This window comes from Ileibacterium valens, assembly GCF_001945525.1.
GTDB lineage: Bacteria > Bacillota_I > Bacilli_A > Erysipelotrichales > Erysipelotrichaceae > Ileibacterium > Ileibacterium valens.
This window is the reverse complement of sequence record NZ_MPJW01000130.1, coordinates 1-1,773: the sequence shown is the minus strand read 5'-3', so window position 1 is coordinate 1,773 and position 1,773 is coordinate 1. Positions and strand designations below refer to the sequence as shown.

Here is a 1,773-nt window from a genome sequence, read left to right as displayed (position 1 = left end):
CATCCAGGATATTACCGCCAGGCTGAAAAGAAGCTCAAAAGAGAGCAACGGAAACTTTCACACATGGTCAAAGGCTCAAACAACTGAAATAAACAGCGAATCAAAGTCGCTAAACTTCATGAAAAAATAGCCAATCAACGCAGAGATTTTCTGTATAAAAAATCAAGGCAGACAGCCAATGACCATGATTGTGTCTGTATCGAAAATCTGAATATGCAAGGACTGTCACAGTCACTTCATTTTGGTAAGTCTGTATCAGATAACGGCTGGGGAATGTTCACTCGATTTTTGGAGTATAAGCTTGCTGATATGGGAAAACAGCTTGTCAAAGTGGATAAGTTCTTTGCAAGCAGTCAGATCTGTTCTAACTGCGGCTATAAGAATAAAGAAACGAAAAACTTATCTCTCAGAGTCTGGGACTGCCCAGAGTGTGGCGCTTATCACGATCGAGACATCAATGCAGCAATCAACATCAGAAATGAAGGAATGCGGTTAGTCATCGCCTAATTCAACAAATATCATAGAACCGTGGGACACACGGAGATAGCCTGTTGAACCTTAGAGCGATGGCTCTATCGAGCAGGAACCAACCCTGGCCTATGGTGGAAGCCCCCGCCTCTAAGCGTTGGCGTAGGCGGGGGAGGATGTCACTTACTTTGATTTGATGCTGATTAACCAGTTGTATTAATTGCCAGCGCTTTCATATTCTGTCATTTCCTGGAACGCCTGTTTCAGTACTTTTCCAATGGAATCACGAATAATCAGATCAAAAGAGCGATCATATGGGGTTGTATCCTTGTTAATCAGAACGCTGTATCTGCCGCGGAAATTTTGAATCAGGCTTGCTGCTGGATTCACAGTTAAACTCGTTCCAGCAACAATCAGACAATCGGCTTCCTGAATGGCCTGGACTGCTTTATATAAAACATTCATATCCAGTCCTTCTTCATATAAAACCACATCCGGTTTAATGATGGTTCCGTCTTTTGGACACCTGGGAATTCCTTTATCATCCCGGCTGTTCATCGTTTCTTCCAGAGTATATTCCGTATGACATCTTGTACAGAAATTTCTAAGAACAGAACCATGCAGTTCAAGAACGTTGACACTTCCCGCTTTTTGATGAAGACCATCAATATTCTGAGTAATCACTGCAGTCAGTTTCCCCATCTTCTCAAGTTCTGCAAGAACCTTGTGGGCATCATTGGGCACTGCATCTTTATAAATCATTTCATTAAAGTAGAAATCAAAGAACATTTGAGGATGCTTTACGTAGAAACTGTGAGAGAGCATGATCTCAGCTGGGAATGGATATTTATTTTCCCGTTTTTCTCCATACAGGCCAGTTGGAGAGCGAAAATCCGGAATATTACTTTCCGTACTGACTCCAGCACCCCCAAAGAAAACAATCTTATTCGATTTTTCTAAAATTTCGGCTAAATTCATTTCATCACCTTCTTCTGCTTTTCATTATGATCTTTTTAATTCATTCTGTTCATTTCTTGTGATCACTTTTTGAGCTCTCAATCATCATTTCAATAGTAAATTGAAAAACAGATCTGAATGAATTTGAAAAACAGGAATTTCCAAAACAAAAGGAGCTCCTTTAAGAACTCCTTTTGATTAATCTATTTCATCTTTGAATCGTAACCTTTTGAAATTTGCACGGGCTTTTATTCCCGGTTATCCCTGAATACCATCAAAGGCGGAAATCTTCTCTGTGCTCCAGCTTTCCTCTCAGGAAAGTCGGAAACGGAAGATTTCCGCCTTTTG

2 protein-coding genes are annotated in these 1,773 nt (G+C 40.6%); one reads left to right on the top strand and one right to left on the bottom strand.

What is annotated here, in order from left to right; translation table 11 throughout:
* Positions 1-99 precede the first annotated feature (99 nt).
* Complete coding sequence (locus BO222_RS13960) at positions 100-507, top strand: RNA-guided endonuclease TnpB family protein (RefSeq protein WP_269843620.1); 408 nt, start codon at positions 100-102, stop codon at positions 505-507.
* A gap of 177 nt (positions 508-684) precedes the next feature.
* Here BO222_RS13960 and BO222_RS06350 read toward each other — a convergent pair whose 3' ends face one another.
* Positions 685-1,446, bottom strand: a complete 762-nt coding sequence (locus tag BO222_RS06350) for an NAD-dependent protein deacylase (RefSeq protein WP_075819398.1) — start codon at positions 1,444-1,446, stop codon at positions 685-687.
* Positions 1,447-1,773 lie beyond the last annotated feature (327 nt).

Coding starts and splice junctions, on each gene's coding strand:
- BO222_RS06350 (WP_075819398.1), bottom strand. CDS start 1,446: ATGAATTTAGCCGAAATTTTAGAAAAATCGAATAAGATTGTTTTCTTT.